Raw genomic sequence first — 7,251 nt, 5'->3', positions numbered from 1 at the left:
CAAGGTTAACACTCAAAGCATCAACTATTTTGGAGACACACCACTAGTTGGGCTAAGTGAGCAGCAGGGCCACGGCGATCATTGCCGGGACGGCCACCACCGTGGTAATCAGGACCGTGTCCTTGGCCACGGTGATTCCCGTGTTGTAGCGGCTCGCGGCCACGAATACGTTCTGCGCAGTGGGCAGGGCCGCCGTGACCACCACGGCGAACAAGGCATGCGCCTCCAAGCCAAGGGCGAAGCGGGCGAACAGGTACGCCATTGTGGGGTGGACAAACAGCTTGAAGCCGCTGGCCAGGAGCGCGTCCGTCCGGCGACCTGTGTCCTTTTGCAGGGGACGGGAGCCATTCAGACTCATCCCGAACGCCATCAGCATCGCGGGAATGGCGGCACCTCCGATCAAGTGGATCGGGTCCATGATGAGCGAGGGCACTTGCCAGCCCGTTCCAGCCACCACCAATCCGAGGGCCGATCCCACGATCATCGGATTCCGCACGATCATCAGGACGAAGCGCAGAGGAGTGGTGCGGTGGGCGCTGGTGCTCGCGTCGAGCGCCATCAGGTACATGGGAGTGAAGAATGCGAGCTGGAAGATCAGCAGTGGAGCCACATAGCTTGCGTCGCCCAGGACGAACACGGCGATGGGGATGCCGAGGTTCGCTGAGTTGGCCAAGGAAGCGCTCATGGATGACATGAGCGATTCGGGCAGGGACCGTTTGAGCCAGAACTTCACGATGACGAAGAACAAACTGCCTGTGGCGACGGCGCCCACCGCCGTGACAAGGAGCGGGGCGGCAAAGATGTCGTGGAGACGGGCCTTGCCCAGGGTTTCAAAGAGGAGCGCAGGGCTCGCGACGAAGAAGGTCAGGCCGCTGAGGACCGAACGCGCATTGTCCCCCAGGATCCCGCGTTTGCCGACGAACATGCCCACCAGAATGATGGCCCACACCACGAAGAACCCGGAAAGGACGCCCAGCACTACGGCATCCGGAGGGGGATGGGCGCGGGGCGGCGTGGGTTCACAGTCCCAGCCTAAATCAGCTTTATTCGGCTGTAAGGCCCGACGGCGGCATGTTCCGCCATGTGGACCGCGAAGAAGGGGTGTCCGTGGGGGACTGGGAGTCTAGTTCAGCTGTGCGTTGTTGAGGGCATGAGGCGGGCGCATGATGCCCGGAGTAATGCCTTCAGCGGGATCACTGCCGAGCTGGACGATTTTGTTGGCCCTGTCCACATGGACAACCTTGGGCTGGTAGGCCTTGGCCTCTTCGGTGGTCATCTCGGCATAGGTGATGAGGATGACGACGTCACCCACGTGCACGAGGTGCGCTGCGGCACCGTTGATGCCAATGACGCCGGAGCCGCGTTCGCCGGCAATGGTGTAAGTTTCCAGGCGCGCGCCATTGGTCACGTCAACAATGGAGACGAGCTCGCCGGGGAGAATATCCGCGGCATCCAGCAGATCCAGGTCGACCGTCACTGAACCTACATAGTGCAGATCGGCATGGGTCACCGTGGCACGGTGGATCTTGGACTTAAACATTGTGCGGTTCATAACGTGACAAGTTTAGCGCGTGGCCGCTCGATCGCCTGGTGATACCTGACACAGGCTAGGCCTTGGCCGTGTCCTTTCCTGCCTGCCACCTCTTCAGCGAGCCGTAGGCAGCGAGCAGTTTCGGGACAACCACGTAGACGGCGGTAGGAACCACAACGAGGGTCAGGACGAGGGCGCGCAGCGCGGGGTGCCAGGACTCCGTGAGCGGAGCGAGGACCGTCATGCCGATCGCGACGAGGGGGAAGATGGCCAGCCACGTGATCACTGCACGCACGTGCACGGAAGGTATGTGCACAGAAGGCATGTGTATGGAAGGCAGGTGCACAGGGTGCGCAGAGTGCGGAGCGGGCGCGGGAACCGGCGCAACCGCGGCGCTATCCGCGTGTGCGGAAACGGGGATTTGGGTGCTCATGACATTCTCCAACTAATTGGTTGCTTTCGGCGTGAGTTCAGACTAGACCCCACCATCAAAAACTGCAACTACTTGGTTGGAATCTGTTAAGGTGAACACATGGCATGGGATACCGAGCGGACCAAGCGACTCCTCCTTGAGGCGGCGACTGCCGAGTTTTGCCAATTCGGACTCGCCGGCGCCAGGGTGGACCGCATCGCTGCTACGGCCGGAGTCAACAAGGAACGCATCTATCAGTACTTCGGCAAGAAAGATCTTCTCTTCGACGCCGTGATCGCGTCCCAGCTCAGCAAGGTGGTGGACGAAGTCCGCATCGAGGGCGCTGGTCCCGAAGCCTTGGCCGATTACGCCGGACGCCTGTTCGACCATCACCACCAAGATGCCACCCTTCCGAGGCTGCTGTTTTGGGAGGGTTTGGAGCGGGGCGAATATGTGGTCAACCGTCCGGACCGGGCCGCGAACTGCAGAAACAAAGTTGACGGCGTCATCCGAGCCATGCCGGGGACGTCCAGGGAAGATGCGGCCGATCTGATGCTCACCATCATTGCGTTGTGTGACGCCTGGCCGGTACTGCCCGAGCTGGATGGCCTCATGGCCGGCAGCAAGGGGTCAAGCAGGGCGGAGCGGCGCCGGAAGACGATTGTCGGGACCGTCCTCCTCGCCGCACAGTCGCTGGCTACGCCTGCTTGTTGAGCGTTCTGCCGATGATCGCCTGTGTCAGCGCATCCACTACCTCGGCGTTCGCCAAAGGGTTGCGGATCAAGGTGAAGTCGACGTCACCCACGGGCGGGAGGTCGAAGCGTTTGGTGATCACCGTGAGGTCCTCGGGAACCAGCGACGACGGCATGACTGCGACGCCGATGCCTGCGCGCACCGCTGCCAAGACGCCCGCGATCTGCTTGGTCGAGCAGGTGACCCGCCACGTCCGGCCCATGGCCTCCAGCGCGTCGATGGCAAGTTTCCGGCTGACGCTCGGGGCCGGATAGCAGATCAGCGGCACGGGGCTGGCGGGGTCCAGCGCCGTCTGTTCGACGCCCACCCAGGCAAACTTGTCGTGCCGGACGACCGTGCCGTCCTTCGCCTCGCCCACCCACTTCACGAATACGAGATCCAACTGCCCCGCATTGACGCGTTTGTAGAGCTGGTCACTCTGGCTGACCGTGAGCTCCAGGTTGATCTGGGGATACAGCTGCCGGAACTCGCGCAGGATCCGAGGCAAACCTGTGATGGCGAGATCGTCGGCGGTTCCGAACCGGAGGCGACCGCGCATCGCGGAGCCGGAAAAGTACCTCGCCGCGGAATCGTGCGCGGAGAGGATATTGCGGGCAAAGCCTGCCATGGCGTCGCCATTGTCCGTGAGCCGGACATCCCGGGTGTCGCGGGCTACAAGCGCCCGTTTGGCCGCCGTCTCCAGCTTTCTCACGTGCTGGCTGACCGTGGGCTGCGCCAAGCCGAGGCGCTCGGCGGCCTTCGTGAAACTCAAAGTCTCGGCCACGGCCAGGAAGGACCGCAGCTGCACGGGTTCGAACACGGGACTCCTTGAATAGCTACGTTCACCGCCGCTCACGCCGGTGTATTGCACTTCGCAATGCTAGTTATACGGCCAATTCACTTCCATAATCACCGCGGCCAACCCTAGCGTTAAAGGCATCCCAGCGAAACGTCTATCCAAGGACTACTTTTGGCACCCCCACCGCCCTCAGCGGCAAACGTCAGCCAACCCATCATCGATTCACTCGCCGCAAGCAGCCGAATTTCACACGCTGCCGAACCGGACACGGTCACCCAGCCAATCGCCGTCGTCAGCGAACGGTTGCCCTGGCGGCATACCTTCATTTCCCTCAAAGTACCCAACTTCCGGATATTCGCCGTGGGCCACTTCGTGGCTGTCATCGCACTTTGGATGCAGAGGATTGCCCAGGACTGGTTGGTACTCCAGCTCTCCGGATCCGTCACCGCCGTCGGAATAACCGTGGCATTGCAGTTCATGCCGTCGCTGTTCCTGGGCCCCTGGGGCGGCATGATGGCGGACCGCTTCCCCAAGCGACGCATCCTCATCCTGTGCCAAAGCGTGGCGGCCTCCCTGGCCGCCATCCTTGCCGTGTTGGCGTTGAGTCACCACATCGAGGTGTGGCACGTTTACGTGATCGCGTTTGTCCTGGGCCTTGTGACGGTCCTCGACCAGCCGGCCCGGCAGGTCTTCGTCAACGAACTCGTGGGACCGAAGTACCTGCGCAACGCCATCAGCGTCAACTCCACCACGTTCCAGCTGGGCGGCCTGATTGGTCCCGCCCTGGCTGGCGTGTTGCTGACCGCGGTCGGCGCGGGCTGGGCTTTCGCGGCGAACGCGGTGGCCTGCTGCTCCACCGTGACCATGCTCCTGATGCTGCGCAAGAACGAACTTTATGTCAGCACGCCCGTGCCAAAACGCAAGGGAATGCTGCAGGAAGGCCTGCGCTACGCCCTCAGCAAGCCCACCATCTACTGGCCGTGGCTCATGGCCGGCTTCGTAGCGGTCTTCGCGATGAGCCTGCCTGTGCTCCTCGCCGCCTTCGCGGACCACATCTACCATGCGGGTGCCGGCGGCTACGGCTTGCTCAACGCCATGGTTGCCCTTGGCGCGCTGGCCGGAGCAATCACTTCGGCCCGCCGCCGCCAATTGCGCCTACGCTCGGTGGTGCTGTGCGCCGGGATGTACGGCTTGATGCTGTGCCTGGCGGCGTTGGCACCGTCCATGGTGTGGCTCTCCGCCGCCATGGTTCTCTCCGGATTCTGGTGCCTCATGTTCCTGACTGCCGCCAACCAGCTGGTCCAGGTGAGCGCCAACATGAGCATCCGCGGTCGCGTCATGAGCCTCTACATCATGGTGCTCATCGGCGGCCAAGCCATCGGTGGACCCCTGATGGGCTGGCTTGCCGAGCACCTGAACCCGCACGCGGCTCTCTTGGTGTCAGGCGGGGTGCCGGCGCTCGCGGCAGCGACAGTCGCCGTCGTGCTCGCCCGGAAGTCTGAATTGCGGCTCAAAGTGAACGTCAGGGACCGACGCCGGATGGTGCGGATCGTCCCGCAGTCGGCATAGCGGAGTAACGCCTGAACGCGGTTGAGCCGGGCGCCCGACAGGCGCCCGCCTCAACCGCGTTCTTAGGCTACGAGTCGGCTACGCCGCAAGGTGCGGATAGTCCGCCGTGCGCCCTTGGAACTGCAGCACGTCCGGGTTGCGGATGACACCGTCCCGGATCTCGATGGCCCGGGAGATCGTTTCGCTGGCGTCCCAGGCCTCGGGGCCCGAAATGACCGTCCCAAGGAACGGCAGGAGCGCTTCGCTGATCTCCCAGCTGGACGAATTCCACAAGTAGGACGGGCTGTGGTCCACGGCGTAGTAGTTGATGTGGTCGCCCACCGTGAACATGGGTTCGGCGAACGTCGTGGTCCGCGCCCAACTGAAGCCCATGCCTTCGTCGCAGGAGACGTCAACAATCAAGCTGCCCGGCTGGAATGCGTCAAGGTCCTCGGTCCGCAGGTATGTCAGCGGCGAGTTGGGATCCTGAAGCGTGCAGTTGACCACGATGTCGCTCGCGGCAAGGAACGGCGCGAGTGGCAGGCGGCCACGATCGGTAATGACCTCGCTCAGGAAAGGGGCGTTCTGGTCGTGGTCGAACTGCACTATGCGCACCGAGTGGATGGGGGAACCGACCGCCGCAACGCCGCGGTTTGTCAGCACCTGGACATCGTGGACGCCGTGCGCGTTCAGGGCGGTGACCGCGCCGCGCGCTGTGGCTCCGAAGCCAATCACGACGGCGCTCAGCCGCCGCCCGTAGTCACCCGTCGAGCCCGTCAGGGCAAGGGCGTGGATGACGGAACAGTAGCCTGCAAGTTCGTTGTTCTTGTGGAAAACGTGGAGCCCGAAGCCGCCGTCGCTGGCCCAGTGGTTCATCGCCTCGAACGCGATCAGCGTCAGCTTCTTGTCGATGGCCAACTGGGTGATGGCCCTGTCCTGGACGCAGTGCGGCCAGCCCCAGAGAACCTGACCGTCGCGGAGGTCAGCAAGGTCTTCCGGCTGCGGTTTGGGCAGGAGAATGACATCCGAATCCGCGATCAGTTCTTCACGGCTTGCCATGCCAGCGACCAGCGGCTCAAGTTGGCTGTCCGAAAAGCCGAAGCGCTCGCCGTAGCCGCGCTCGAGCCGGATGTGCTGCCGGAGTTCGGGAGCAATACGCTCCAGGTGCAGGGGATGGACAGGCAGCCGGCGCTCGTCCGGCTTCCGCGAGGACGACAGGATGCCGAGCGTCTTGGCGCCTATATGGCCGCTCACTTTTTGTTGCCGGTTGCCGGCTTGGCCACCGTGGTTGCGGAGGACTCTGAGGCCCGCTTATCCGCGCGCTTTTCTTTGATGGATTTGCCGGATTTTTTCGATGCAGCTTGGCGAGGTGATTTGTCAGCCATGATCGCTCCCTTAGAGCAGAGCCGAAATGGCTCCTAGCTTCTGACGATACACCCAGGCGATGGGACGCCTTGTATCCGGTCAAAACTGGAGCGGGCGACGGGAATCGAACCCGCGTATCGAGCTTGGGAAGCTAGCGCTCTACCATTGAGCTACGCCCGCAATACTCCGCAAACCAGCCGGAGCAGATCCCAGCTTAGCGCAGATGGCGCGCCGATCCAGACACAGACTCACCGGTATCACGGTCTCATCAAATTCCCTACGGAGCTCGTAAAGATTCGGTTAAGGCTCGACGTGGGTGTGTTGCGCTGCGCCGCGCCTGACTATTCTGTAGCAGTTAGCTGCTGCGTCATGGGGAACCCGGCTATGTCCATGAGCCGTACGCCGAAAGAGGATTCCGTGGCATTTGCAGAGCATGAAGTACTCATTGGTCGCGATGCCATGACTGTCTATCAATTCCTGGTGGACGGACTCAACAATCCGCTGTGGCGCAGCGGTATCCGCAGCATTTCGCTCCGTTCGGGACACGCCGGCGAAAAAGGCGCCGTTTACCAGCAGACTTTGGCGGGCCCGGGCGGGCGGCCGATCGCGGCTGACTTCCAAATCACTGAAGCCAGGCCAGGCGCCGAAGTGCGTTTCGCCGTCGTCGCCGGTCCTGCGCGGCCCACAGGCGGCTACTACCTCAGCACCGAGGGGCCCAATACCCGCCTGCGCTTCGCCCTGGAGTACCACCCCAAGGGCCTGCAGAAACTCATGAACAGCATGATCCAGAAGACCATGGAAGATGAAGTGGTCCAGGTGGAGCAGCTCAAGTCGGTCATCGAAGAGCAAACCCCGGAGGCATGA

General features: G+C 62.7%; 9 protein-coding genes and 1 tRNA gene. 3 read left to right on the top strand and 7 right to left on the bottom strand.

Going from position 1 to position 7,251, the window contains the following annotated elements:
- Positions 1-52: 52 nt before the first annotated feature.
- The 3 genes from AC4CS3_RS18585 to AC4CS3_RS18575 all read right to left on the bottom strand — a co-directional run bounded on the left by AC4CS3_RS18585 (position 53) and on the right by AC4CS3_RS18575 (position 1,964).
- Complete coding sequence (locus AC4CS3_RS18585; protein WP_234750938.1) at positions 53-979, bottom strand: AEC family transporter; 927 nt, start codon at positions 977-979, stop codon at positions 53-55.
- 144 nt (positions 980-1,123) lie between these two features.
- A complete protein-coding gene (gene panD / locus AC4CS3_RS18580; RefSeq protein ID WP_172465683.1) occupies positions 1,124-1,552 on the bottom strand; it encodes an aspartate 1-decarboxylase in 429 nt (142 codons plus the stop codon).
- 55 nt (positions 1,553-1,607) lie between these two features.
- Positions 1,608-1,964 carry a hypothetical protein gene (locus AC4CS3_RS18575; RefSeq protein WP_490784664.1) on the bottom strand — a complete coding sequence of 119 codons (357 nt, stop codon included), beginning with the start codon at positions 1,962-1,964 and terminating at the stop codon, positions 1,608-1,610.
- 99 nt (positions 1,965-2,063) lie between these two features.
- Here AC4CS3_RS18575 and AC4CS3_RS18570 point away from each other — a divergent pair, with 99 nt between their 5' ends.
- Positions 2,064-2,657, top strand: coding sequence for a TetR/AcrR family transcriptional regulator (locus AC4CS3_RS18570; RefSeq protein ID WP_490784663.1), 594 nt, complete (start codon positions 2,064-2,066; stop codon positions 2,655-2,657).
- Here the strand turns inward: AC4CS3_RS18570 and AC4CS3_RS18565 are convergent.
- The gene (locus AC4CS3_RS18565; protein ID WP_490784662.1) at positions 2,641-3,495 is read right to left on the bottom strand and encodes a LysR substrate-binding domain-containing protein; all 855 of its coding nucleotides are present in this window, start codon (positions 3,493-3,495) and stop codon (positions 2,641-2,643) included. The genes AC4CS3_RS18570 and AC4CS3_RS18565 overlap by 17 nt on opposite strands.
- Before the next feature lie 150 nt (positions 3,496-3,645).
- Here AC4CS3_RS18565 and AC4CS3_RS18560 point away from each other — a divergent pair, with 150 nt between their 5' ends.
- The gene (locus AC4CS3_RS18560; RefSeq protein WP_490784661.1) at positions 3,646-5,043 is read left to right on the top strand and encodes an MFS transporter; all 1,398 of its coding nucleotides are present in this window, start codon (positions 3,646-3,648) and stop codon (positions 5,041-5,043) included.
- A 78-nt stretch (positions 5,044-5,121) separates the two neighbouring features.
- On the opposite strand, the gene AC4CS3_RS18555 is transcribed toward AC4CS3_RS18560, so the two are convergent.
- The 3 genes from AC4CS3_RS18555 to AC4CS3_RS18545 form a co-directional block, all read right to left on the bottom strand.
- On the bottom strand, positions 5,122-6,276 hold the full coding sequence (locus tag AC4CS3_RS18555; protein ID WP_490784660.1) for a N(5)-(carboxyethyl)ornithine synthase: 1,155 nt from the start codon (positions 6,274-6,276) through the stop codon (positions 5,122-5,124).
- The gene (locus AC4CS3_RS18550; RefSeq protein ID WP_264637052.1) at positions 6,273-6,407 is read right to left on the bottom strand and encodes a hypothetical protein; all 135 of its coding nucleotides are present in this window, start codon (positions 6,405-6,407) and stop codon (positions 6,273-6,275) included. Before AC4CS3_RS18550 ends, AC4CS3_RS18555 begins: the two co-directional genes overlap by 4 nt.
- Positions 6,408-6,493: 86 nt before the next feature.
- Positions 6,494-6,567, bottom strand: a tRNA-Gly gene (locus tag AC4CS3_RS18545).
- Between the two features lie 237 nt (positions 6,568-6,804).
- On the opposite strand from AC4CS3_RS18545, the gene AC4CS3_RS18540 reads away from it, so the two are divergent.
- Positions 6,805-7,251: an SRPBCC family protein gene (locus AC4CS3_RS18540; RefSeq protein WP_345448491.1), complete on the top strand. Its 447-nt coding sequence runs from the start codon at positions 6,805-6,807 to the stop codon at positions 7,249-7,251.

The sequence above is a fragment of the Arthrobacter sp. SE2 genome (genome assembly GCF_058244265.1).
This window is presented reverse-complemented; position numbering and strand designations above follow the sequence as displayed.